The following is a 24,644-nucleotide window of genomic DNA, read 5'->3' on the forward strand; positions in this document are numbered from 1 at the left end:
ATGTTACAAAAATTATATTCAAATCGTTTTGAGATTTTCCTTTTTAGTCAACTAGCCATTTTATTTGGTTCACTAATAGTGCCTTCAATTTTGTTTGAAAGTGTGTTGTCGCCAATCTTATTTTTGGTCAATTTAATAGCTGGTATTATTCTAATTTCTGAAAAGAAAAAACTAATGTGGTTTTTAGTGATATTATTACTGATTTCTACATTTATTTTTGGTTCTAACTTGTTTGAAAACAGAAATGAAAAACTTTTGAATTTCGTTAAAATGGCTTCCTATTTTTTATTTTATGTTATTGTTGCGTTCGAAATTATAAAGCAAGTATGGAAGGCTAAAGTTATTAATCGAAATGTAATTTTTGGCCTCATCAGTGGCTATATAACATTGGGGTTAATAGGCTTTTTTATTTGTATAAGTATCGAAATGGCACATCCTAATTCATTTAGTGGATTATTAAACGAAATATCTTTAACGGAAAATTTAATGTATTACAGTTATATCACATTATTAACCATAGGATATGGAGATATTCTTCCTGTAACACCGTTAGCACAAAAATCAGCTATCCTTATTGGTTTGGTTGGTCAAATTTATTTAGTGGTAATTACAGCTATTGTTGTTGGAAAGTATATTAATCAATCATCCAGTAAAACAAATAAGTTATGAATAATAAAATATTAAATTTAGTAGAAAAAATAGAACGAGTAATCATAATAACATTGCTGTTTTCTTTGTTATTAGTTGTATTGTACACAACAGTGGTGTTTTTAGGGATGTTGTTTAGTGGAATAGCTTTAGGAATTCAAAATTCATTTACTATAGATAATAATATATTAACACATTTGCATAAAGTATTTGGTGGTTTTTTATCGGTGCTTATTGGTATTGAGCTTTTACATACTATAAAAATGTATTTAAAAGAAGATATTGTACACGTTGAGATTGTTTTATTAGTAGCTCTAATAGGTGTTTCAAGACACGTTATAGATTTAGACTTTACGCATTTAGAACCATTAACAATATTTGGTATTAGCTCACTAATTATTGTGTTGTCTGGTGGATATTTCTTAATAAAAAAGGGAATGAGAATTAAAAAGAAATAAAGTACTGAATATCACAGAGAAAACAGAACGAATAATATTTATGGTTTAGTTATTATAGTATAGCCTACGCTTAAGCCATACACATTTGCAATTCGCTACAGCCAACAGCAAAAGCCAAAATTGCAAAAGAGTATGTCTTGCCAACGCTAACAGCAGAACGGAAAAATAAAGTACGAAAACACAACAACGTGTATAAAACATAGCTAATAAGTGCTTTCCGAGAGGTTTGTGTTTATTTGTGAAGACCGCCAAATTTTTAAATTTGGCTTTTAGAATAAAAAGTTAAAAACAAAATATAAATATTTGGCTTGTGCTAAACTGAAAATGTAGTACTTTTAATCACGCTACATTCCATACACAAACCGTTGTGAGTAATTTAAATGAACATCGAAAACTCAATAATATCAGAAATTTTTAAAGACATCTCTTTTTCAAAAAAAGAAGAAAATCTTATTGAAAATAAACTTAAAAAACTCAATTTAAAAAAAGGAGTTACAATATTAAAAGCAGACGATAAAGTTATCAGTCAGTATTATGTTTACAATGGATGTTTAAGAACTTACTATATTGATAAATCTGGTAAAGAACATACTTTGCAATTTGCCATTAATGATTGGTGGATAAGTGATTATACAGCTTTCTTCACAACAACCAAAGCAGTAATGTATATTGAAACTATTGAGGAAGCAACGATATATCAAATTTCAAAAAAAAGTATGGAAGATTTATTCATAGAAATTCCACAATTAGAAACTTTTTTAGAAAAAAATGGAAAAAGCTTTTGCTAGTTTTCAAAAGAGAATATTAGCAAGTTTAGCCCAATCAGCTAAAGAAAGATACGTTTCGTTTATAAGCACTTACCCAAATATTGAACAAAGTGTAAAAAACTACCATATAGCTTCTTATTTAGGAATTACTACCGAAACCTTAAGTAGAGTTAGAAAAGAAATATCACTTAATTGATTTTATTGACATACATCAATTTTCAGTACTTAATTTGATTATAATTTTGTCCCTTTCAAACTAAACCATTTTCAAATGAAAAGATTAACAACAATTGTAATCACTTTAGTTTTATTTTCATCTTGCGGTAAGAGCGTAAAAGAAAGTAATTCTATAGAACAAAAATTAAGTACTAACATAGAAAAAAGCAAAACAATGAAAAAAGTATTATTTGTATTAACAAGTCACGAAGATTTAGGTAATACTGGCGAAAAAACAGGTTTTTGGATTGAAGAATTTGCAGCACCTTATTACTTATTAAAAGACAAGGGAATTAAAATTACTTTAGCATCTCCAAAAGGAGGACAACCTCCAATTGACCCCAAAAGTGCTTCTCCAGATTTTCAAACTCCAGCAACAGTAAGATTTAATGAAGATAAAGAAACCCAAGAAGTCTTGTCTAAAACAATAAAATTAGAAACTGTAAATCAAGCAGATTATGACGCAGTATTTTATCCTGGTGGACATGAATCTTTATGGGATTTAGCTGAAGACAAAAACTCAATTGCATTAATAGAAAGTTTTTATAAAAACAATAAACCCGTTGCTGCTGTTTGTCACGCTCCAGCAATTTTTAAGCATACAAAAAATACAGACGGAACATCTTTGGTTAATGGCAAAAAAGTAACTGGATTTACAAACGGTGAAGAAGAAGCTGTTCAACTAACTTCTGTTGTTCCATTTTTAGTAGAAGATATGCTAAAAAGTAATGGTGGAATTTACTCTAAAAAAGCAGATTGGAATCCTTATGCAGTTGAAGATGGTTTATTAATAACTGGACAAAATCCTGCATCTTCCGAGTTAGTTGCTGAACTTTTATTAGAAAAGTTGAAGTAAAAACTCCTCACAACAACGTGTATAAGTAATAGCGATTGAATTATAAATTCAGTCGCTATTACTTTTTATTTTGTAAATTACTTTCTGAAAAGTAGTGCCATAAATTCGCTACTACTCATACACAAAGACGTTGGCAACAAGCTGAACCAAACTAACCGCAGAAAAATGAACAACCAAAAAAAGGAGCTGAAGGAGAATCATTAGTTTATGATTTAGCTACTAATTCCTTTTTAAGTTATTGGTGTTTTGCAAATCCAAAAGACGAATTAGGAAATAAAAAAGAGATTTGCGATTTACTAATTCATTTCAATGGAATATTAATTTTAGTTTGTGTAAAAAACTACGAGTTTAAAGGAATTTATTCAAGATACTTTAGGAAATCAATTGAAAAGGATGTTCGTCAATTATATGGTGCTGAAAAGAAAATACTAACTTCCAATTATGATATCGAAATAAAAACTAAAGATGGAAGAAAATATATAATTAGAAAAGAAGACATTAATAAAACGCATAGAGTAATTGTTCATTTAGGAGAAAAAGTTCACTTCTACCCTTTCAACAAAAATACCAAGACTGAAAAATTTGTTCACATATTTGACAAAAACTCTTTCACTAATCTTACTGATTTTTTAGATACAATTAAGGATTTTGAGGAATATTTAGATAAACGTGAGCAAGCTTTTGGAAACAAAGAAGTTCTAATTTTACCAAGTGAAGAAGATGAGTTTGATTTTAATACTCATAAACAATTTATGGAAATGCAAACTCAAAAGGAATGGGTTAAAAAAAACATTCTCATTTCCGGAACTGAAAGCGATATTCTTGCTCATTATATAGAAAATGGTAGAGGATTTTCTGAACAAATAACTTCGGACAAGTACGATGGTATGCTGTTTCAAATAGACGGAAATTGGGATGAATTTATATCAAAGCAAAAAGTTCAAAAAAAGCTACAAGATGACAAAGTAAGTTATTTCATAGACGAATTTGTAAAAAGGGAAGTTCTTCCTAATCCGAATGAACAAAGTATAAAATTCGCTAAAGAAATTTTGTCATTTAATAGATTTGACAGAAGAGTTATATCAAAAAACTTATTTAGTTTTATAGAAGATTACAATCATACTAAAGGTTCATATTTAGCAAGAAGATATGGAGAAATCGATGGAACTGCAATCATCTTCGTATTCTATACAACTGATATGACTCAAGAGCAAGTAAATTTTCTTTTGCCAATTGTGATTGATACTTATGCTGTTTACACTAACTATAAACATAAAAAAGTGATTTTAATTGGTGCAACAAACGATTGTAAACAATTCAAATTTGGATATGACGAAATTGAGCCTTTTAGTAAAGAAGATGAAGAGTTAACAAGGAAAAATATTAAAGCTTTAAAATGGTTTACTAATATTAATGAAATTAAGTTTAGTGAATTTGAATATCCAGATACGAAAGAATAAAGCCAGTTGCCAACAACGTATAAAATTAATTGCTTGGTTATTGCCTATTTACGAAAGTCCTCGCGGACTTTCTACCTGTGATTTATTTACTAACTTTAGTGCTTAAACCACGCAACTAATCTTATACAAACACGTTAGGTAATATTCAAAACAAACGAAAAAAAAATATGGCTGATCAAAAGTTTATAGGGTATTTTGATGCATATCAAAAGACTTTGATAAAATGGCGTAAATCATTACCAAATGACACATTTGAGAATAGACAAATGATTATGAGTTCTTACAATGATGATATTATTCCGAAAATACCAAATAATTTTGATTCTACATTAAAAGATTTTTTTTCTAATGTAAAAAGCTGGAAAGTAAAATGGATACTTAACCCAAAGTTGGAGTTAGATATTGAAGGAACTATAAATATCTTGCCTATAGAAGAGGTATTAATTGGAGATACAGATTTTCTTCCTGATAAATTTCCTGTAATGAAGAATTTTACTTTACTAGATTTTTTCTATAATGAAGCTGCAGTTGGCTTTTATTTAGACAAACCAGAAAACGGACTTTATTATTTTGAATTTGATGCTAATCCTCAAAAATTAAATCTTGATTTTAAAGGATATTTAGAAATGCTTAAATACACCAAAGGAGCAGCATATTGGCAAAAAAGTATCATAGAACCAATAACGGATAGAAAAACAAGTACAACAATTGAAAAACTGAACAAGTTATTCCCAGAAGTAACTATTAAAGGTTTTTATGAACTTTATGATTCAATACGAATAAATAAATAAAACATCAAGAATAAATAATTTATGAGCAAAAAAATATTTGATGAATATTTAGATAACTATGATGACGTATTAAATGATTCTATTTATTCGAAAGAAGATAAAGTTGAATTTATCGAAAATACATTAATTGAGAATATAGACTTTACAATTGATGAATCACTTAATTTTGACAAAGAATTACTTAGGTTTTATTCCGTAATTAAACGATGGAAACTATTTTGGAAGACTAACGATAATTCTGATATAGAATTAGAAGGAATTTTTAATATTTTACCCGTCAAAGAAGTTCTTATTGGTGATGTAGATTTTCATCCTGAGAAATTTCCTGTAATGAAGAATTTTACATTGTTAGATTTTTTTTACAATGAAGCTGCTGTTGGTTTTTATTTAGACAAACCAGAAAACGGACTTTATTATTTTGAATTTGATGCTAATCCTCAAAAATTAAATCTTGATTTCAAAGGGTACTTAGAAATGCTTAAATACACAAAAGGAGCAGCATATTGGCAAAAAAGCATCATAGAACTACTAACGGATAGAAAAACAAGTCCAACAATTGAAAAACTGAACAAGTTATTCCCAGAAGTAACTGTTAAGGGATTTTATGAACTCTATGACTCATTAAAAATAAATAAAAACATTACCTAACAATTTGTATAATGCATATGCACCCTTCGGGATGCAAACGCACCATACAAGAAACGTTAGCCAAAATAGCGCGAAAAAATCCTGACACTTTAAAAAAAGTCGTTTAAAACAATGATTTTTGAGCAATAAAAAGTGAAAAAATTCTCACTCAAATGTGGAAAAAAAAGGGAAATGAAAAATGCTGAACACTCACTCGCTCGTGGAAAATTCTTTGTGGGAATTTAGCAAGTTTGCGGAATTTTCTCAAACTGTAGAAAACCAAAATTGCGGAATTGAGTAAAATGCGGAATTAAAATCTTTGTGGAATTTTCACTCAAACGCTGAATATTGGTAAACTGAAAACATAAAAAATAGGAATTGTAAACTGAAAAAAAATAACTTTGGCTAACACCTTGTATAAAAAATTGCTTAATTTGGCTTAAACGAAAGTTCTTGCTTTTTTATAAACTTCTATTTTCCTGCGGAAAATAGCCGTTCATATAAAACGCAACTTTCCATACAAAAACACGTTGGCTATAATTAAAAAATGGAAAAAAACGAAGAAAATATAGTTTTGAAGTTTAAACCTAAACAAGGTTTATTATTTAGACTCTCTGATTTAATAACTATTCCTTTTACGCTTTTAATTTTAACCTTCTCTTCTATTTGGACAAAGGAAAGTTTTCAACTTAATTTAGCTTTTACATTATTTGGATTTTTTTCATTATTATATCTTTTACATATGCCTTTTTGAGATTTTTTATAGACAGCTACCACAGGAAAAATACTGAATATATCTTAACTCAAAATGGAATAATTATAAAATCGAAGTTATTATTTAAGAGAACAACTGAAGTAGATTTAAAATCTATTAACGGAATTGAATTATATGAATACTCTAAAGGTTATGGAAACATTTATTTTGGAAAGAAAAATCCTTTTGACTTTTATAATTTTAACGGATTTCATTGGACAAATGAATTATTTGGAAGAAAATTGAGTTATACAATTTTGGAATATGTGCCAAACACTAAAGAAATTTACGACTTAATAAGAAAACAAAAAACTATAGCCAACACTGTATAAAATTAATTGCTAAATTAGTGCTTTGCCAATAATAGTTGCATTTTTGTTACGTCTGATTTTCCTTTGGAAAATCCTCGCACACAAAACCGCAACTAACCTTATACAAACACGTTGCAAGTAATATGAAAAAACTCAGCTGCATTCAATAACTTAACGCAACAAATCTAAAATTATAGATTTGTAAAATGACAGTAAAAAAACACAGAAGACTTAGCCTTAAAGAAAGAGTGATTATTCAGACACTTTTAAACGAAAAAAAGACCAAAGCTTATATTGCTAAAACTTTTAGTTGTTGACCAAATCTTAAATGGTCAGCTATCCAACAACCAAGCTTCCAAAAAATATGACGTTCCAAGAACAACAATTGCTTATTGGGTCAAAAAATATAGTACTTTAGTACAACAAAATACTGGTATGAGTAAATTAGATGAAATTAAAAAACTAAAGGAACGTATTGAAGAACTGGAGTTTGTAAAGGACTTTCAGCAAGATATTATTGCTGATATGGAAATCATCACAGGAGTTGATATGTCAAAAAAGTCGTTGCCCAAAACATTAGCGAAAGAGATAGCACTAAAAAAGAAAAACCGTTTAAAAGAAAATGGTTCTATCAGTGTTTTGGGATTAGTAAACAAGCCTTTTACAAAAGAGAAAAAGTAAAACAAAGCTATAAACGACATTAAAATAATTACGATGGTCAAAGAATATCGTAAAAAAGTAAGCTCCAGAACTGGAGGCAAAAAACTATATAAAGAACTCAAAAATCAGTTAATTGAACAAGATATTATAATCGGTAGAGATAAGTTTTTTGATGTATTAAGACTACATAATTTACTTGTACCTAAACTCAAAAACTACATAACTACCACAAACTCTAATCATTTATTTAAAAAATATAAAAACCTCATTCAAAACAAAATACCTACTAGACCCGAACAACTTTGGGTAAGCGATATTACATACATTAAAACAGAAAATGGACACAACTATTTAGCTATTGTAACTGATGCATATTCAAAGAAAATTATGGGATATAAACTAGATAACCATATGAAAATATCACTCTGTAAGGACGCTTTAAAGATGGCTTTAAAAAACAGAAAATATCCATCGAAAAAATTGATTCATCATTCTGATAGAGGTATGCAATACTGTTGCCCTGAATATACTCTGTTTGCTGAAAATAATGGAATAACAATGAGTATGACAGAGCAATATGATCCGTATGAAAACGCTATTGCGGAGAGAATCAATAGAACGTTGAAATATGAACATGGACTTAGAAACTGTCTTAAAAACACTCCTATTGCTCAAAAGTTAGCTAAACAGGCCGTAGATATTTACAACAATTTAAGAACTCATTTTAGCCTTGATTTAAGAAAACCAGCAGAAGTACATTCAAATCCAAACATCAAATACAAATCCTATCGAAAAAATAATGTAAATTTGACTGAACTAACAATTTAAAAACAAACATAGTTCAAAATGTTTTTTGCCTTCTAAACGGCTAAAAAAATAGTTTGAACGGTATAAATTAACCTAAAAAAAGGTCAACTTATACCAGGACAATACAACAAACTTTGGATATCATAAATAACATCATTCCTATACTCTTTATTCTTGGGCTAATTCAAGGGTCAATTTCTGGAATTTTGTTAATTTATTTGAACCTAAAAAAAAATCGTTCGACTTTATTTTTAGGAATTTTTATCCTTGCTTTTTCAATAGACTATATTTCGCCCATTTCAGAACTTTTAAATATCTCGATACATTACCCTCAATTAAAATTCATATTTGATTTTCGGTGGCTTATGTTTCCACTTTTCTATTTATATATAAGGCAAGTTTCCATATTGCCAAAATCAAAAGCTATGTATTATTATCTTATTCCTTGGGTTGTAATATTTCTTTTTGGTTTACTTACGTATTTTAAAGCAATTACTGGAATTGAAAAAATTTGGAATTCTTCTTGGTTTAATTGGCTTTATTATAAAGGAAGCACATTATTTGACATATTTATGGCTGCCAAAATAATTGTATTTATAAATAAACATACAAGAGAAACTAAAAATCAATATTCTACAACCATTAATAAAGAGTTAAAATGGGCTAAACTTTTTGCTATTTGTGGAATTGTTTTCATACTCATAATGCATATACGTTTAATTTTTTATAGCTTTTATTTAGAATTACTTGAAGCTATAATTAACGTTGGTTTTCTTTATTGGGTTTCTATACGTGGAATTAGTCAGCAGAATGTGAAGCCATTAATTCAAGTTATAGAAAAAGAAATTGAAAAAACACAAACTGAAGATGACAATGTTTCAAGAAAACAAAAAACGAATGAAGATTTAGAGGTAGTGGAAAAAATAGAACAGTATTTTTTAAATCAAAAAGAATATTTAAAACCCGATTTAACTATTGCAGATGTTTCAAAATGCATTAATGAACATCCTAAACGTGTTTCGCTTGCAATAAATATAGTTACTAAAAAGAATTTTAAATCTTATATAAATAGTTATAGAATTGAAGAAGCAAAGCGACTGCTTAAAGACAATTCAACTTCAAACTATAGCATTGAAGGCATTGGTTTAGAAGTTGGTTTTAAGAGTAAAAGTGTGTTTTATAATGCTTTTAAAAAAGAAACTGGCCTTACGCCTATTAATTTTAAAAATCAAAGTTAGTCACCTAAAACCAAGATTCTTTTCCTTTTTAAATGCTAAATTATTCATAAAAGAGTACGGAAATCGGATTTCAGAACTTTAACCTATACAACTTCTTGCTCATTACCCTTATAAGCATACTACTTTTGTGAAAAATTACTACCATAAATTATAAAATAACAAAAAAATGAAAAATCTATCAAAATTAATATTTTGCTTTCTTATTGTCACTTTAACTTTTAGCTGTTCAAGTGATGATTCATCAGATCCTGTAATAGACAATAGAAGCTTTACATTAAATCCTAACACAGATTATGTTATTAACATGGATGGCACTGTAAATATAATTGTCACAGGGAATTTTTCGCATGAGGTTGAAAATTTAAATATTGGTCAACTTATAAATCAAGGAATTGTATTAGGCACTTCGTCTCAAACCGAAGTAGGTACAAATTATACAGTCCCAGCATCTGCTAATGAGTTTGAATCTTTAATAAGAGATTTAACTAGTGGAACAACGTATTATGCAAGAGGTTATTTTCAGTATGATAATGGAGATTATTATTATGGAGATGAAATACAAATCTCTACAGATATAGATGCAAGTGGAGTTAGAGAAATTACTTTAGAGATTGAATCAAACCCTTTTAGTATAGGAGCAGATTTCGTTACAGTTGACATAACCGTTAGTGATCTTACAAAAGAAATACCTACAGAATTAGGTCTTGAATACAGTGTAAATAGCGATTTTACTAATAGCAGCACTAAGAATTCACCAAATTATGAAGGACTTTATAACTCAAACGGTGAGTTTCTAATTATAAATACTCAAGTAGTTGCAGAGCCTTTATTATCTTCTACTCAATACTATTTTAGACCTTATGTAAAATACGCTGATGGTATAGTAACCAATGGAGGAACAAGTACCGCTACTTTCACTACAAACTAAATAGAATAAAACGTTTGCTAACAACGTATATAAAAAATAGCTAAAAAAGCGCAAATCATAATGGTTTGCGCTTTTTTAATATCTTTATACTAAGAGAAAAGTATAGAATAGCAAGACGCTAATTTTCATATACAAACACGTTAACCACAATATGACAAAGTGTAGCTGCATTCAATAACTTAACGCAACAAATCTAAAATTATAGATTTGTAAAATGACAGTAAAAAAACACAGAAGACTTAGCCTTAAAGAAAGAGTGATTATTCAGACACTTTTAAACGAAAAAAAGACCAAAGCTTATATTGCTAAAACTCTTAGTAGAACACCTTCTACAATTTCTAGAGAAATCAACAAATGGGTACAAAATAAAGAAGATAATTACGATGCAGAATTAGCACATTGGAACGCTAAAGATGATTACGCTAACAAAAGAAATCGTGATAAAATAAGCACATATTCTCTATTAAGATTTTTTGTCTATAAAGGACTTTTATCTAATTGGACTCCTGAACAAATTTCTGGTAGACTTAAAGAATTGCATCCCAATGATCCTATTATGTCCATTTCTCACGAAGCAATATATAGATACATTTACACTAGACCACAGGCCAGTTTAAACAAAAAACTAATCAAGCTGCTTGTTCGCAAAAAAACAAGACGAATACCTTCTAAAAAAAGACGTGGAAAAGGAAGTGTAATAGTTAATCAAGTCAGTATTGACAATAGACCAAAGCATATTGAACTTAGACATGAAGTTGGACATTGGGAAGGCGATTTAGTAATTGGAAAAGACAATAAAAGTGCTATAGGAACCATCGTAGAACGGAAAACAAGGTTCACTTTAATATTAAAATTAAACTCCAAAAAAGCAGATGAAGTTGCTGATGTATTTTCTAAAATGTTAAATCAATTAAACGCTAAATTTAAAAAATCTATGACTTACGACAACGGAATTGAAATGGCTAGACACCAAAAAATTACTGAAAAAACAGGTATGAAAATTTACTTTGCTCACCCATATTCTTCTTGGGAAAGAGGCACTAACGAAAATACGAATGGACTCATTAGAAGATACCTTCCTAAAGGAACAAACTTTAATGAAATAAGCGAAAATCAGCTGCAAATTATTCAGCAAAAACTAAACAATAGACCTCGAAAAATTATTGGTTATAAAACACCCCAAGAAATGATCAATATTGAGCTAAAAAACGTAGCTTAGTAACATCAAAAATTAATAACGATCTGTTGCGTTACAACGTTGAATCCAAGGTAAAATCCTGAAATAGGTTGACTAAAAATTAAACACTTTTAGTTAAACTATGGACACACAACAAAAACAACCCTGCCGAAAAAAGAACTACAATAAAGTAGGTTTCGAACTCAAACTTTTCATCATTGATCAAATTCATAATGGTAGAATATCCGTCAATTATGCTGCTAAGAAATACGATATTTCTAGACCAACTATTCAGTACTGGATTAAAAAATATAGTACTTTAGAACAAAAGAAATTAGGCATGAGTAAACAAGATGAAATCAAAAGACTTAAAGAAAAAATTGAGGAACTAGAATTTGTTAAAGACTTCCAACAAGATGTGATTGCAGACATGGAACTTATTACAGGAGTCGATATGTCAAAAAATGTATTGCCCAAAACATTAGCAGACGAGATTCAGAAAAAGAAGACAGACCGTTTAAAAGAAAATGGTTAATACAATGTTTTGGGATTAGTAAACAAGCTTTCTATAAACGCTTGAAATCTCATCAAATAAAACAAAATAACGAGCTTATTTTAATTCAAATGGTAAAGCAATGTCGTAACCAGATTGGACAGCGGTTAGGCGCTAAAAAACTATATCATCAACTTAAAAAAGATATCAAAAAACAAGGCATTAAAATGGGAAGAGATAAATTCTATGCATTCCTTAAAGTCAATAGATTACTTATCCCCAGAACAAAAAGGTTCCATATAACAACCAATTCTAATCATCATTTTTATAAATACAAAAACCTGGTAACCAATAAAGTTCCAACAAGAGCTGAACAACTTTGGGTAACAGATATTACTTATATAAAAACTCAAAAAGGACATAGTTATTTAGCTTTAGTTACAGATGCATATTCTAAACAAATAATGGGCTACAAATTGGATTCACATATGAGAACATCACTTTGTATAGATGCCTTAGACGTGGCGCTAAAAAACCGTAAATACCCGAATCAAAAACTGATTCATCATTCAGATAGAGGCATACAATATTGCAATCCAACCTATACCCTATTTGCCGAATCAAACGGTTTAACAATAAGTATGACCGAGAAATATGACCCTTATGAAAATGCAATTGCTGAGAGAATTAATAGAACTTTAAAATATGAATACGGTTTAAAACTTACAATTAAAAACACTAAATTAGCACAGAAGATTACAAAAAGAGCTATTAATATCTATAACAATATCAGACCACATTTGAGTCTCGATTTACATACTCCTAAACAGGTGCATCTAAATCAAAATATAGAATACAAATCGTATCGAAAAAATAAAAACAAACTGGAATTATTAACCTTATAAAAATCAAAAAAAAGGTCAACCTATTTCAGGACAATACAAAGGAATGCTGCATTCAATAACTTAACGCAACAAATCTAAAATTATAGATTTGTAAAATGACAGTAAAAAAACACAGAAGACTTAGCCTTAAAGAAAGAGTGATTATTCAGACACTTTTAAACGAAAAAAAGACCAAAGCTTATATTGCTAAAACTCTTAGTAGAACACCTTCTACAATTTCTAGAGAAATCAACAAATGGGTACAAAATAAAGAAGATAATTACGATGCAGAATTAGCACATTGGAACGCTAAAGATGATTACGCTAACAAAAGAAATCGTGATAAAATAAGCACATATTCTCTATTAAGATTTTTTGTCTATAAAGGACTTTTATCTAATTGGACTCCTGAACAAATTTCTGGTAGACTTAAAGAATTGCATCCCAATGATCCTATTATGTCCATTTCTCACGAAGCAATATATAGATACATTTACACTAGACCACAGGCCAGTTTAAACAAAAAACTAATCAAGCTGCTTGTTCGCAAAAAAACAAGACGAATACCTTCTAAAAAAAGACGTGGAAAAGGAAGTGTAATAGTTAATCAAGTCAGTATTGACAATAGACCAAAGCATATTGAACTTAGACATGAAGTTGGACATTGGGAAGGCGATTTAGTAATTGGAAAAGACAATAAAAGTGCTATAGGAACCATCGTAGAACGGAAAACAAGGTTCACTTTAATATTAAAATTAAACTCCAAAAAAGCAGATGAAGTTGCTGATGTATTTTCTAAAATGTTAAATCAATTAAACGCTAAATTTAAAAAATCTATGACTTACGACAACGGAATTGAAATGGCTAGACACCAAAAAATTACTGAAAAAACAGGTATGAAAATTTACTTTGCTCACCCATATTCTTCTTGGGAAAGAGGCACTAACGAAAATACGAATGGACTCATTAGAAGATACCTTCCTAAAGGAACAAACTTTAATGAAATAAGCGAAAATCAGCTGCAAATTATTCAGCAAAAACTAAACAATAGACCTCGAAAAATTATTGGTTATAAAACACCCCAAGAAATGATCAATATTGAGCTAAAAAACGTAGCTTAGTAACATCAAAAATTAATAACGATCTGTTGCGTTACAACGTTGAATCCAAGATCGTCCTGAAATAGGTTGACTAAAAATTAAACATTTAATTATAGTCACTTATGAAAACACAAAATGATCACTGGCGAAAAAAAAGCTATCAAAAAGTAAATTTAGAGACCAAACTTTTAGTTGTTGACCAAATCTTAAATGGTCATCTATCCAACAACCAAGCTTCCAAAAAATATGACGTTCCAAGAACTACAATTGCCTATTGAGTCAAAAAATATAGTACTTTAGTACAACAAAATACTGGTATGAGTAAATTAGATGAAATTAAAAAACTAAAGGAACGTATTGAAGAACTGGAGTTTGTAAAGGACTTTCAGCAAGATATTATTGCTGATATGGAAATCATCACAGGAGTTGATATGTCAAAAAAGTCATTACCCAAAACATTAGCGAAAGAGATAGCACTAAAAAAGAAAAACCGTTTAAAAGAAAATGGTTCTATCAGTGTTTTGGGATTAGTAAACAAGCCTTTTACAAAAGAGAAAAAGTAAAGCAAAGCTATAAACGACATTAAAATAATTACGATGGTCAAAGAATATCGTAAAAAAGTAAGCTCCAGAACTGGAGGCAAAAAACTATATAAAGAACTCAAAAATCAGTTAATTGAACAAGATATTATAATCGGTAGAGATAAGTTTTTTGATGTATTAAGACTACATAATTTACTTGTACCTAAACTCAAAAACTACATAACTACCACAAACTCTAATCATTTATTTAAAAAATATAAAAACCTCATTCAAAACAAAATACCTACTAGACCCGAACAACTTTGGGTAAGCGATATTACATACATTAAAACAGAAAATGGACACAACTATTTAGCTATTGTAACTGATGCATATTCAAAGAAAATTATGGGGTATAAACTAGATAACCATATGAAAGTATCACTCTGTAAGGACGCTTTAAAGATGGCTTTAAAAAATAGAAAATATCCATCGAAAAAATTGATTCATCATTCTGATAGAGGTATGCAATACTGTTGCCCTGAATATACTCTGTTTGCTGAAAATAATGGAATAACAATGAGTATGACAGAGCAATATGATCCGTATGAAAACGCTATTGCGGAGAGAATCAATAGAACGTTGAAATATGAACATGGACTTAGAAACTGTCTTAAAAACACTCCTATTGCTCAAAAGTTAGCTAAACAGGCCGTAGATATTTACAACAATTTAAGAACTCATTTTAGCCTTGATTTAAGAAAACCAGCAGAAGTACATTCAAATCCAAACATCAAATACAAATCCTATCGAAAAAATAATGTAAATTTGACTGAACTAACAATTTAAAAACAAACATAGTTCAAAATGTTTTTTGCCTTCTAAACGGCTAAAAAAATAGTTTGAACGGTATAAATTAACCTAAAAAAAGGTCAACTTATACCAGGACAATACACTTTTATTCTTTCTGATTTATAACTCTTAAATTTAACCTTTTTATTAAGTTGCTAACTTAAGATGTATATAAAAAAATAGAAGTTAAGAGCCAGATTAAAAGTTTGGTTCTTTTCTGCTATCTTTGTTTTTAAACCGAAAATTGGCACACATTAATCTACTACTTTTCATATACAAACCGTATCGAAAAATAATGTAGATTTGACTGAACTAACAATTTAAAAACAAACATAGTTCAAAATATTTCTGCCTTCTAAACGGCTAAAAAATAGTTTGAACGGTATAAATTATACCTAAAAAAGGGTCTATCTATATCAGGACAATACATTAAATAATATCTAAAATACTTTCTGTCGGACGCCCAATAACTGCTTTATTACCATTAATAACAATTGGCCTTTCAATTAGCTTGGGGTTGTTTACCATTGCTTGTATAATTTCAGTATCAGATAATTCTTTTCCTTTAAACTCTTCTTTCCAAACTTTTTCATTCTTACGGACTAATTGAATAGGAGTAATATTTAATAAGTTAATTATGGCTTTTAATTCAGTTTCTGTAGGAACATTATCTAAGTATTTTACAACCTCAAATTCTTTACCAGAGTTTTCTAAAATTTCTAATCCGCAACGCGATTTACTGCATCTGTTATTGTGAAATATTTTTATCATTATTATTTAAGTTTCAACGTTTTTAATATATTATCTCGATACAAATTTGCTCATTCTTCACAAATTCACTCGATGTGACAGTACAATTTACTTTTCTTTTTGCCCGTTTAACATTAAGTACGATTTTAAAAAGGGATTGATGTTTCCGTCCATAACAGCATCTACATTTCCCGTTTCATAGGCTGTACGTACATCTTTCACTAATTTATAAGGGTGCATTACATAATTACGAATTTGACTTCCCCATTCGGTTTTTAGCTTTCCTGCTTCAATATTTTCTCTTGTAGCTAAACGTTTTTGTAATTCAATTTCATACAATTGCGATTTTAACATTTTTAAAGCAGTTGCTCTGTTATCGTGTTGAGAACGTGAGTTAGAACATTGAATTTGAATTCCGCTTGGTTTATGAGTCAACTGAACCTTGGTCTCCACTTTGTTTACATTTTGTCCGCCAGCACCACTAGAACGTGCGGTAACAATTTCGATATCAGCAGGGTTAATTTCTATTTCAATAGTATCATCAGCAACCGGGAACACATATACAGAGCCGAATGTGGTGTGTCGTTTCCCGTTACTATCAAAAGGCGAAATACGCACCAAACGATGTACACCGTTTTCACCTTTTAACCATCCGAAGGCATAATCGCCATCAATCTCAATAGTAACTGTTTTTACCCCAGCAACATCACCAGCTTGGTAATTGAGAGTTTTTAATTTAAAACCTTGCTTTTCTGCCCACATGGTATACATTCGCATTAACATTTCTACCCAATCACAACTTTCGGTACCGCCAGCACCTGCAGTAATTTGAATGGTGGCGCTTAAATTGTCTCCTTCTTCAGAAAGCATGTTTTTAAACTCAATATTTTCTAGATAAATAGCAGTTTTTTCGAACTGTTCTATAACTTCAGTTTCATCAACAGCATCTTCTTTATAAAAATCATATAAAACACTAAGATCTTCGTTCATTGTAATTACCGTATTGTAATCACTCACCCATTTCTTTTTAAACCGAAGGGATTTCATTAAAATTTCAGCTTCTTTTGGATTACTCCAAAAGTTAGGGTCAGCAGTTTTTTCTTCCTCATTATTTATTTCAATCAACTTCTTGTCAATTTCTAAATAACCTTTTAACTTGCCAATTCGTTCAGTAATATCTTTTAACTGTTCGTGTGTAATCATACAACAAAAATACATTTTAAAACCGTAGATAAAAATGGAAATAAACTTAATAAGTGATACTGTTACGAAGCCAACAAAAGGAATGTTAGAAGCGATGATGAATGCAAAGGTTGGTGATGATGTTTTTGGTGCTGATCCGACGGTAAACGCATTGCAAGAGAAAGTTGCTAAAATGTTTAATATGGAAGCAGCATTGTTTTTTCCTTCAGGTACGATGGCAAATCAAACTGCTATAAAAATTCATACGCAGCCAGGAGATAGAATGTTTTGTGATAAATGGGCACATGTATATAATTTTGAAGGTGGTGGAGCAGCTTTTAATTCGGGAGTTACTTCTCATTTGATTGATGGAGATAGAGGTATGTTTACAGCCAATCAATTAAAGGAAGCAGTTTCTGGTAGAGCAGATATTCATGCTCCTTATAGTCGTTTAGTTTGTATAGAAAATACCACAAATAAAGGCGGTGGAGCTTGTTGGGATTTTGAAGAGTTGGTTAAGATTCAGAAAATATCAAAAGAAAATAATTTAGCTTTTCATTTAGATGGAGCTCGTTTGTTTAATGCTTTGGTGGCAAAAAATGAAACTCCGCAACAATATGGAGAGTTGTTTGATACGATTTCTATTTGTTTGTCTAAAGGATTAGGAGCACCTGTAGGTTCTATTTTAGTAGGAACTAAAAAACATATGGAAAAAGCATTACGTGTTCGTAAATTATTTGGTGGCGGAATGCGACAGGCTGGTTTTTTAGCAGCAGCGGCAATTTATGCGTTAGATAATAATGTTGAGCGTTTAGCTGAAGATCATCAAAAAGCAAAAGAAATAGGAGCGGTTTTAAACAGCTGTTCTTATGTAAAAAAAGTTGAACCTATTGAAACTAATATTATTATCTTTTATGTAGATGATAATATTGATCCGATGGATTTTATCAATAAAATGGCATCAAAAGGTATTTTGTTAATCTCAATGGGGGAAGGGAAAATACGAATTGTTACCCATTTAAATTTCACGAATGAAATGTTGACTATTTTACGAAAAGAACTTAAAAGTTTTTAGAAAAAAAGAGATTGTTTTACTACAATCTCTTTTTTAAGGACTTAATTCAAATTATCAAATTTAGATAATTCTTTATAGTTTTTATTTAGTTTACGTAACAGAATACCATAAATTAACTGGTAAAACAACCATAACAATACTAACATTATTGAAGAAATAACAGCTGTAACTATAATAAAAACAAATGTTTTTGCATTGGTGAATTCAGGATGAGATTTTACTGTCGCAACCACAACAGCAACTGTAATTATAAATAAATAAGATAAGTTAAATAAAACGTAATACTTAACCGTTTTTCTAGTGTTTACAATTTTAGTCATCAATTCTTTTGTAGAATCAGTAACTGAAATACGCTTATAGTTTAAATAAAATTTAATTAAAAAATAAAATAATATCACATAAGCTATTATCTGAGAATAAAATACAAAATCACCTAAACCTATTTTTTCATATTCTTTATTAGCTTGATCCATATCAACGAAAAAATACATGGAGTTTAAGAGTATAAACTCTAATATTCCAATAATAAAAATCCATTTTACAATTGATGATGACCTTGAATGCGCCATTTTATAGATATCAACTTTAGAAACTGTATCTGTTTCTTCTGGTTGATTATCCCATGCTTTTTTATATTTATCTAAATCCATTTATTATGGGTTTAATACTTTTTTTAATTTATCCTTTGCTCTGTTCATTTTTACACGAGCGTTTACTTCACTAATACCTAAGGTTACAGATATCTCTTTGTAAGGCTTATCTTCTAGATATAAAAATATTAGTGCTTTGTCAATGTCATTTAGTTTTCTAATGGCATTGTAAAGTGCTTTTAATTGTAATTCCTCTGTCTCGTCATAATCAACAGCTTTAATTTTAAAAGCATAGTCAGTAATATCTTGTGTCTTTACAGTTCTAGTAGATTTTCTGTATAAAGAAATAGCGGTGTTTAAAGCCACTCGATACATCCATGTACTAAATTTAGCTTCTCCTCTAAACTTACTGTAGTTTTTCCAGAGTTGAATTGTTACCTCCTGAAACAAATCGTTATGAGCATCTTGGTTTGTAGTATAAAGCCTACAAATTTTATGCACAATGTTTTGATTGGCTTCAAAATCAGATAAAAATTTATTTTCTAACTCTTTGTTCACTAAGTTTAGTATCGTTGATTGGTTATAAGTAGCTCAAAAATACGAATTGTTACAGTTCATCCTAAAAAAAATACAGTTCAGTTGTTTTTAGTTTTAAAAACGATAGAACAGCAGCATATTTGTAGTGTAATTAATCAGTAAAAAAGAAGTATCATGAAATTTTTAACAGCAATTTTAATATTAATTCAACTCTTTATAGTAGCAGAGTTAACAGCTCAGAACAAAGAAATACAAGTAACAGTTGTAAATGCTACATCAGACTTAGGTAAAATAAGTTATGCTTTATATACGAAAGACAATTTCAGAAAAAAACCAATAAAAGTAGCATCAACTATAATAAAAGAAGGTAAAAGTACAGTTGTTTTTAAAGATGTGCCATTAGGAGAATATGCTGTTATTTGTTTTCACGATAAAAATAATAATGGTAAAATGGATTTTAAACCAAACGGAATGCCATTAGAGGATTACGGTTCTTCAAACAATGTAATTAATCCTTACGAACCACCGCAATATGAACAGTCAAAATTTACGGTTGCTGATAAAAATGTATCTTTAAAAATTAAATTTTAGTAATAAGATAGCAATGGAAAAATATACATCTAATACATTTATAAGTTTGAAAAAAGATTTTTTGGTATGTTTAAAACTTACGGTAATCTTTGGTGTAATTTTCACAATTATAAACCAGCAATTTACCTTTAGAGGAGCAGCGGTTGTGTTTTTGTTTTCAGCAATGTATTCGTTTATATTAGGTTTAGGTAACGGAGTAATTAATGATTATTTAAACGCGCGATGGGATTGGGCTACGCAAACGAACGAAAGAGTTTGGGCAGGAGTAGTAGCAACTATTTGTTATACAATTATAGCCGTACTATTAATTCATTATATACAATATGTACTAATTTTTAACCATGATTTTTCTGTTTTTTTTGATGGGAAATTATTGTGGTCTCATTTATTTGCTATTATAATTTCTTTAGGAATTGCAAGTTTTTTTCATGCTCGTAGTTTTATGATTAATTGGAAAGCCTCGTTAAAGCAAGAAACAACACAGCACGAAATTGTAGCAAAAACAGAAAGCGCAAAGTTTGAAACTTTAAAAAGTCAGTTAGATCCACATTTTTTATTCAATAGTTTAAACGTTCTAACCTCTTTAATAGGCGAAAATCCGAAGCAAGCGGAAAGGTTTACCACAAAATTATCAAAAGTATATAGGTATGTTTTAGAGCAGCGAAATAAAGAGTTAATTCCGTTAGAAGAAGAATTAAGGTTCGCAAAAACATATATGGAGCTATTACAAATGCGATTTGAAGATGCTGTGCAATTTAATATTCCAACCACGGTAAGTAACTCAGATTTAAAAATAGTACCATTGTCTTTACAATTATTACTCGAAAATGCAGTAAAGCACAATGTCGTTTCATCAGCTAAACCTTTACAAATTCACATTTTTGAAGAAGATGGTTTTTTACAAATTCAAAATACGGTTAATCCTAAAGAAGCAATAGGCAAAAGTACAAAGGTAGGATTAAGAAATATTGCAGATCGTTATGGTTTAATAACTGATGAGCGGGTAGAAATTAAAAATAATAATAAAACATTTACAGTGAGTTTACCGCTGTTAACAAAAACAAATAATATGTCATACAATTCGAAAAATATAGAAAATAGCAAGTATGTAAGAGCTGTAGAAAAGGTAGAGAAATTAAAAGAATTTTATCAAAATTTAGCATCTTATTGTATCGTGATTCCTTTTTTAATATTCATCAATTTAAAATTTTCACCACGATTTCATTGGTTTTGGTTTCCGATTTTTGGGTGGGGAGTAGGCTTAACGTTTCACTTCTTAGAAGTAAATAACTACAATATTTTCTTAGGGAAAAACTGGGAAGAGCGTAAGATTAAAGAAATGATGAAGGATGATAAAAATTATAAATAAGATGGAAAGAGAACAACAGCAATACATTCTAGCAAAGAAAAGAGTTAAAAGAATTAAAGGTTTTTATACACACTTAACAATTTATTGTATTGTTATACCAGTAATAATTTTTGTAAACCTAAAATTCGAACCTCATTTTCATTGGTTTTGGTTTTCGTTAATAGGTTGGGGAACAGGACTTTTTTTTCATTTTTTAAATATTTTCGTATTCAATAATAAAAGTTTAACTAAAAACTGGGAAGAGCGTAAGATTAAAGAAATAATTAAAGCAGATAAAAACTATAAATAAAATGGAAAGAGATTATTCAGAAGAACAAAAATATATACTTGCGAAAAAGAGAGTAGAAAAAATTAAAGGATTTTATATTCATTTAGTTGTTTATGTATTGGTAAATATTTTTATATCAGGAATTATTATATTTGGATTAACGAGTGAAGATCAATATAGTTTTGTAGAAGCACTTACTCATTTCGGAACTTATTCAACTTGGTTATTTTGGGGGATAGGATTATTTTTTCATTGGTTAGGGGTTTTTGGTTCTAATTTATTCTTCGGAAAAGATTGGGAGAAAAAAAAGATAGAACAATATATGAACGATAATAAATTTTAATTATGGAAACAGATAAACTTTATGATCAAGCAGAGAAAAGAGTAAAAAAAATCAAGAATTTTTATAATCATTTGCAAATTTTTGTAATTATGATGCTTGTGTTGGTTGTTTTTTCAAATACAATATTTACTTTTTTTGAAAACCATATTCAAAACCCAGGAACCTTAAAATGGGCGAGAGCAAATGTTTGGGTAAATTCTTTATTGTGGGGAGGCGGAGTTTTAATTCATGCTTTATATGCTTTTAAGAATAAAATTACTTTTTTTGATGCCTGGGAAAACAAAAAAGTAAACGAGTTTATGAATGAAAAAAAATAAGAAGATGGAAACGAATAACTACTCAGAAAAATACATAGTAGCTCAAAAAAAAGTTGAGGAACTTAAACAATTTTATAAGCACTTATCTGTATATATACTCGTAAATTTATTTTTTATAGCACGCCGAATCTATAAAGACATTAAATTGGGTGATTCACTTGAAGAAGTTTTTTTTGATATAGATAATTATCGTTTTTTCTTTTGGTGGGGAATTATTTTGGTAATACACGGTGTAAAAGTGTATAGTAAACAAAACCTGTTTAGTAAAAATTGGGAAGAGCGAAAGATAAAAGAATATATGAATGAAAAATAAGAACTATGAATGTTATTATTATTGAGGATGAAAAACCTGCAGCAAGGCGATTAAACAGAATGTTATCTGTATTAGATATTGAGGTTAAAACGATGTTGCATTCTGTAGAAGAATCTATTAATTGGTTTCAAAACAATAAACATCCAGATTTAATTTTTCTTGATATTCAGTTGTCAGACGGATTATCGTTTGAAATATTTGAAGAAATAGAGGTGAAATCGGCCATTATTTTTACAACTGCTTATGATGAATATGCGTTAAAAGCATTCAAATTAAACTCAATAGATTATTTATTAAAACCACTTGATGAAGATGAATTAGCTGTTGCAGTAAACAAGTTTAAAGAAAATCAAACCCAAAAATCTGAAGTAAAAGTTAATATTGATGATATTCGTAAATTACTGATAAATCCGGTTGATAGAAAGTTTAAAAAGCGATTTACAATAAAAGTAGGTCAACATATAAAAATTATACATGTTGATGAAATTGAATGCTTTTATTCAGAAAATAAAGCCACTTATATTCACACAAACTCTAACCGTAATTATTTAATTGATGATTCTTTAGAGCATTGGCAAGAGCAATTAAATCCTGAACATTTTTTTAGAGTAAACAGAACTTTTATTGTGCATATAAATGCCATAAAAGATATTGTTTCTTACACAAACTCACGATTAAAACTAGTATTACATTCTTTTTGCGATTCCGAAATAATAGTAAGCAGAGAGCGTGTAAAAGACTTTAAAAACTGGATTGATTAAACGATAACTATTCTTTCGCTTTTATAAAATCAGAAATTAAATAACTTATAAATTTCCCTACTTGATTTATAGCAGAAGCATCTTGCATTATAGCAGGAGCACCTTCACAAATATGAATATAACTAGCGTTTTCATTTTTAGCGAAATAATGAACAAATTCTCTAGTTTGTTGTGTTGTAAACCCACTCGGAGTCATTGCACTACTCGGAAAATTTTGAATACAATCTAAATCTATCTCAATACCAAAAGGTTTATCTTGAATGAAGTTCTTAGCGCGTAATAATTCGTTTTCAAACGGAATAGATTTGTAAACTTCTAACTCTTCATATGTATTGTAATCGATATTTATGTTGCTATGAATAATATCAAAAACATACTGTGGAGTATAATTTTCATGTAAACCGAACATAAAATATTTATCTAAATACTGATGCTCAATAGCATAAGAAAATCCGTTACCACTATGGCGTTCTTCTAAACGACGCAAATCGGTGTGGGCATCTAAATTAATTACATTTATTGATTGATTTTTTCCTTCGGATAAACCTTTTAAATTACCATAAGAATTGTTGTGCCCTCCACCGATTATAATCGGAGTTTTATTAGCTTCAATAATTCTTTTAATAATAGATGATAATTCTTTATCAATAGCCTTAACAAGAAAATCACCTTTTTCCCTATCAGAACCATCAAAGGTTGAAACTTCATCAAGATAATCTAAATAGCCTAAAACAAGAATATCTTCTCCTTTTATAAATTGATTCTCCTGCGTGTTTAAAAACGATTTTAAAGCAGGAATAAAGGCAGTATGTGCACCACCATTTCCATAATTCATTTTTACACCAATATCTTCTGGCACTCCAATAATTACAAATTTAGCAGTTGAATTTTTAAGTTCTTCAATTGCCAAAATAGTTTGTATATATTGCCCTAGTTTTGCTTCTCCCTCTCGGAGATTAACAAAATTAGTAATGTTTTTTTGACTAAATAATTGTAACAT

General features: G+C 29.3%; 33 protein-coding genes and 1 pseudogene. 29 read left to right on the forward strand and 5 right to left on the reverse strand.

Annotated features, from left to right (window positions below; translation table 11 throughout):
* The 21 genes and pseudogenes from PG912_RS08880 (at position 1) to PG912_RS08975 (ending at position 15,545) form a co-directional block, all read left to right on the forward strand.
* Positions 1-669 (forward strand): ion channel, encoded by a 669-nt coding sequence (locus tag PG912_RS08880; RefSeq protein WP_275687260.1) that lies wholly within the window; start codon positions 1-3, stop codon positions 667-669.
* A complete protein-coding gene (locus PG912_RS08885) occupies positions 666-1,106 on the forward strand; it encodes a phosphate-starvation-inducible PsiE family protein (protein WP_275687261.1) in 441 nt (146 codons plus the stop codon). Before PG912_RS08880 ends, PG912_RS08885 begins: the two co-directional genes overlap by 4 nt.
* Positions 1,107-1,486: 380 nt before the next feature.
* Entirely contained in the window at positions 1,487-1,894 is a 408-nt protein-coding gene (locus PG912_RS08890) for a Crp/Fnr family transcriptional regulator (protein WP_275687262.1), read from the forward strand.
* The gene (locus PG912_RS08895; RefSeq protein WP_275687263.1) at positions 1,875-2,069 is read left to right on the forward strand and encodes a cyclic nucleotide-binding domain-containing protein; all 195 of its coding nucleotides are present in this window, start codon (positions 1,875-1,877) and stop codon (positions 2,067-2,069) included. The genes PG912_RS08890 and PG912_RS08895 overlap by 20 nt, the downstream gene beginning before the upstream one ends.
* A gap of 75 nt (positions 2,070-2,144) precedes the next feature.
* A complete protein-coding gene (locus tag PG912_RS08900; RefSeq protein WP_275687264.1) occupies positions 2,145-2,945 on the forward strand; it encodes a type 1 glutamine amidotransferase domain-containing protein in 801 nt (266 codons plus the stop codon).
* A 752-nt stretch (positions 2,946-3,697) separates the two neighbouring features.
* Positions 3,698-4,405, forward strand: coding sequence for a hypothetical protein (locus PG912_RS08905; protein WP_275687265.1), 708 nt, complete (start codon positions 3,698-3,700; stop codon positions 4,403-4,405).
* Positions 4,406-4,572: 167 nt separating this feature from the next.
* Positions 4,573-5,196 (forward strand): hypothetical protein, encoded by a 624-nt coding sequence (locus PG912_RS08910; RefSeq protein WP_275687266.1) that lies wholly within the window; start codon positions 4,573-4,575, stop codon positions 5,194-5,196.
* A 21-nt stretch (positions 5,197-5,217) separates the two neighbouring features.
* A complete protein-coding gene (locus tag PG912_RS08915) occupies positions 5,218-5,844 on the forward strand; it encodes a hypothetical protein (RefSeq protein ID WP_275687267.1) in 627 nt (208 codons plus the stop codon).
* A 526-nt stretch (positions 5,845-6,370) separates the two neighbouring features.
* Complete coding sequence (locus PG912_RS08920; protein ID WP_275687268.1) at positions 6,371-6,577, forward strand: hypothetical protein; 207 nt, start codon at positions 6,371-6,373, stop codon at positions 6,575-6,577.
* Entirely contained in the window at positions 6,574-6,909 is a 336-nt protein-coding gene (locus tag PG912_RS08925) for a hypothetical protein (protein ID WP_275687269.1), read from the forward strand. The genes PG912_RS08920 and PG912_RS08925 overlap by 4 nt, the downstream gene beginning before the upstream one ends.
* A gap of 185 nt (positions 6,910-7,094) precedes the next feature.
* A pseudogene (locus PG912_RS13810) lies at positions 7,095-7,190 on the forward strand (hypothetical protein); the annotation flags it as partial.
* Positions 7,183-7,569 carry a helix-turn-helix domain-containing protein gene (locus tag PG912_RS08930; protein ID WP_275687270.1) on the forward strand — a complete coding sequence of 129 codons (387 nt, stop codon included), beginning with the start codon at positions 7,183-7,185 and terminating at the stop codon, positions 7,567-7,569. The pseudogene PG912_RS13810 and the gene PG912_RS08930, both read left to right, overlap by 8 nt.
* A gap of 27 nt (positions 7,570-7,596) precedes the next feature.
* Positions 7,597-8,376, forward strand: a complete 780-nt coding sequence (locus tag PG912_RS08935) for an IS3 family transposase (RefSeq protein WP_275689034.1) — start codon at positions 7,597-7,599, stop codon at positions 8,374-8,376.
* A gap of 404 nt (positions 8,377-8,780) precedes the next feature.
* The gene (locus PG912_RS08940; protein ID WP_275687271.1) at positions 8,781-9,593 is read left to right on the forward strand and encodes a helix-turn-helix domain-containing protein; all 813 of its coding nucleotides are present in this window, start codon (positions 8,781-8,783) and stop codon (positions 9,591-9,593) included.
* Between the two features lie 304 nt (positions 9,594-9,897).
* Positions 9,898-10,521: a hypothetical protein gene (locus PG912_RS08945; protein ID WP_275687272.1), complete on the forward strand. Its 624-nt coding sequence runs from the start codon at positions 9,898-9,900 to the stop codon at positions 10,519-10,521.
* 214 nt (positions 10,522-10,735) lie between these two features.
* Entirely contained in the window at positions 10,736-11,740 is a 1,005-nt protein-coding gene (locus PG912_RS08950; RefSeq protein ID WP_275687218.1) for an IS30 family transposase, read from the forward strand.
* Positions 11,741-11,840: 100 nt separating this feature from the next.
* Positions 11,841-12,233: a transposase gene (locus PG912_RS08955; protein WP_275687221.1), complete on the forward strand. Its 393-nt coding sequence runs from the start codon at positions 11,841-11,843 to the stop codon at positions 12,231-12,233.
* Between the two features lie 14 nt (positions 12,234-12,247).
* Positions 12,248-13,096, forward strand: a complete 849-nt coding sequence (locus PG912_RS08960) for an IS3 family transposase (protein WP_275689033.1) — start codon at positions 12,248-12,250, stop codon at positions 13,094-13,096.
* Between the two features lie 95 nt (positions 13,097-13,191).
* Complete coding sequence (locus tag PG912_RS08965; RefSeq protein ID WP_275687218.1) at positions 13,192-14,196, forward strand: IS30 family transposase; 1,005 nt, start codon at positions 13,192-13,194, stop codon at positions 14,194-14,196.
* A 296-nt stretch (positions 14,197-14,492) separates the two neighbouring features.
* A complete protein-coding gene (locus PG912_RS08970) occupies positions 14,493-14,738 on the forward strand; it encodes a hypothetical protein (RefSeq protein ID WP_275687273.1) in 246 nt (81 codons plus the stop codon).
* 27 nt (positions 14,739-14,765) lie between these two features.
* Entirely contained in the window at positions 14,766-15,545 is a 780-nt protein-coding gene (locus tag PG912_RS08975) for an IS3 family transposase (protein WP_275689035.1), read from the forward strand.
* A gap of 432 nt (positions 15,546-15,977) precedes the next feature.
* Here the strand turns inward: PG912_RS08975 and arsC are convergent, their stop codons facing one another.
* Positions 15,978-16,319 carry an arsenate reductase (glutaredoxin) gene (gene arsC / locus PG912_RS08980; RefSeq protein ID WP_275687274.1) on the reverse strand — a complete coding sequence of 114 codons (342 nt, stop codon included), beginning with the start codon at positions 16,317-16,319 and terminating at the stop codon, positions 15,978-15,980.
* Between the two features lie 87 nt (positions 16,320-16,406).
* Positions 16,407-17,501 carry a peptide chain release factor 2 gene (gene prfB, locus PG912_RS08985; protein ID WP_275687275.1) on the reverse strand — a complete coding sequence of 365 codons (1,095 nt, stop codon included), beginning with the start codon at positions 17,499-17,501 and terminating at the stop codon, positions 16,407-16,409.
* Between the two features lie 34 nt (positions 17,502-17,535).
* Here prfB and PG912_RS08990 point away from each other — a divergent pair, with 34 nt between their 5' ends.
* Complete coding sequence (locus tag PG912_RS08990; RefSeq protein ID WP_275687276.1) at positions 17,536-18,555, forward strand: threonine aldolase family protein; 1,020 nt, start codon at positions 17,536-17,538, stop codon at positions 18,553-18,555.
* Between the two features lie 41 nt (positions 18,556-18,596).
* On the opposite strand, the gene PG912_RS08995 is transcribed toward PG912_RS08990, so the two are convergent.
* Together PG912_RS08995 and PG912_RS09000 are read right to left on the reverse strand one after the other, a co-directional pair.
* Complete coding sequence (locus PG912_RS08995) at positions 18,597-19,205, reverse strand: hypothetical protein (RefSeq protein WP_275687277.1); 609 nt, start codon at positions 19,203-19,205, stop codon at positions 18,597-18,599.
* A gap of 3 nt (positions 19,206-19,208) precedes the next feature.
* Positions 19,209-19,703 (reverse strand): RNA polymerase sigma factor, encoded by a 495-nt coding sequence (locus PG912_RS09000; RefSeq protein ID WP_260586508.1) that lies wholly within the window; start codon positions 19,701-19,703, stop codon positions 19,209-19,211.
* 153 nt (positions 19,704-19,856) lie between these two features.
* On the opposite strand from PG912_RS09000, the gene PG912_RS09005 reads away from it, so the two are divergent.
* Genes PG912_RS09005 through PG912_RS09035 form a run of 7 tightly spaced genes read left to right on the forward strand, consistent with a single transcriptional unit; the run spans position 19,857 to position 23,644 of the window.
* Positions 19,857-20,273: a DUF2141 domain-containing protein gene (locus PG912_RS09005; protein WP_275687278.1), complete on the forward strand. Its 417-nt coding sequence runs from the start codon at positions 19,857-19,859 to the stop codon at positions 20,271-20,273.
* Between the two features lie 13 nt (positions 20,274-20,286).
* On the forward strand, positions 20,287-21,642 hold the full coding sequence (locus tag PG912_RS09010) for a 2TM domain-containing protein (protein ID WP_275687279.1): 1,356 nt from the start codon (positions 20,287-20,289) through the stop codon (positions 21,640-21,642).
* A gap of 1 nt (position 21,643) precedes the next feature.
* Positions 21,644-21,931 (forward strand): 2TM domain-containing protein, encoded by a 288-nt coding sequence (locus tag PG912_RS09015; protein WP_275687280.1) that lies wholly within the window; start codon positions 21,644-21,646, stop codon positions 21,929-21,931.
* Position 21,932: 1 nt separating this feature from the next.
* Positions 21,933-22,253, forward strand: coding sequence for a 2TM domain-containing protein (locus tag PG912_RS09020; RefSeq protein WP_275687281.1), 321 nt, complete (start codon positions 21,933-21,935; stop codon positions 22,251-22,253).
* Between the two features lie 2 nt (positions 22,254-22,255).
* Positions 22,256-22,570 carry a 2TM domain-containing protein gene (locus PG912_RS09025; protein WP_275687282.1) on the forward strand — a complete coding sequence of 105 codons (315 nt, stop codon included), beginning with the start codon at positions 22,256-22,258 and terminating at the stop codon, positions 22,568-22,570.
* Positions 22,557-22,883 carry a 2TM domain-containing protein gene (locus PG912_RS09030; RefSeq protein ID WP_275687283.1) on the forward strand — a complete coding sequence of 109 codons (327 nt, stop codon included), beginning with the start codon at positions 22,557-22,559 and terminating at the stop codon, positions 22,881-22,883. The genes PG912_RS09025 and PG912_RS09030 overlap by 14 nt, the downstream gene beginning before the upstream one ends.
* Positions 22,884-22,888: 5 nt before the next feature.
* On the forward strand, positions 22,889-23,644 hold the full coding sequence (locus tag PG912_RS09035) for a LytR/AlgR family response regulator transcription factor (RefSeq protein ID WP_275687284.1): 756 nt from the start codon (positions 22,889-22,891) through the stop codon (positions 23,642-23,644).
* 7 nt (positions 23,645-23,651) lie between these two features.
* Here PG912_RS09035 and PG912_RS09040 read toward each other — a convergent pair whose 3' ends face one another.
* Positions 23,652-24,644: a formimidoylglutamase gene (locus PG912_RS09040; RefSeq protein ID WP_275687285.1), complete on the reverse strand. Its 993-nt coding sequence runs from the start codon at positions 24,642-24,644 to the stop codon at positions 23,652-23,654.

It is taken from the genome of Tenacibaculum retecalamus (assembly GCF_027941755.1).
Lineage (GTDB): Bacteria > Bacteroidota > Bacteroidia > Flavobacteriales > Flavobacteriaceae > Polaribacter > Polaribacter haliotis_B.